The sequence below is a fragment of the Shewanella nanhaiensis genome (assembly GCF_019457885.1).
Taxonomy (GTDB): Bacteria; Pseudomonadota; Gammaproteobacteria; order Enterobacterales; family Shewanellaceae; genus Shewanella; species Shewanella nanhaiensis.
Genome location: NZ_JAHZST010000067.1, coordinates 1 through 405 on the forward strand (window position 1 = coordinate 1; position 405 = coordinate 405).

3 tRNA genes are annotated in these 405 nt (G+C 47.9%); all 3 read right to left on the reverse strand.

The features are described from left to right. Positions 1 to 81: 81 nt before the first annotated feature. The 3 genes from K0625_RS24365 to K0625_RS24375 all read right to left on the reverse strand — a co-directional run bounded on the left by K0625_RS24365 (position 82) and on the right by K0625_RS24375 (position 402). Positions 82 to 158, reverse strand: a tRNA-Met gene (locus K0625_RS24365). 45 nt (positions 159 to 203) lie between these two features. After that, a tRNA-Met gene (locus tag K0625_RS24370) sits at positions 204 to 280 on the reverse strand. Between the two features lie 45 nt (positions 281 to 325). After that, a tRNA-Met gene (locus K0625_RS24375) sits at positions 326 to 402 on the reverse strand. Positions 403 to 405 lie beyond the last annotated feature (3 nt).

Here is a 405-nt window from a genome sequence, read left to right on the forward strand (position 1 = left end):
TGAGCCCGACGAGCTACCAAACTGCTCCATCCCGCGACTGTTTTATTGCTAATAACTGTTTTGATTCTGCTATAAAAGAATTGGTTGCGGGAGCCGGATTTGAACCAACGACCTTCGGGTTATGAGCCCGACGAGCTACCAAACTGCTCCATCCCGCGACTATTTTATTGCTAATAACTGTTTTGATTCTGCTATAAAAGAATTGGTTGCGGGAGCCGGATTTGAACCAACGACCTTCGGGTTATGAGCCCGACGAGCTACCAAACTGCTCCATCCCGCGACTGTTTTATTGCTAATAACTGTTTTGATTCTGCTATAAAAGAATTGGTTGCGGGAGCCGGATTTGAACCAACGACCTTCGGGTTATGAGCCCGACGAGCTACCAAACTGCTCCATCCCGCGACT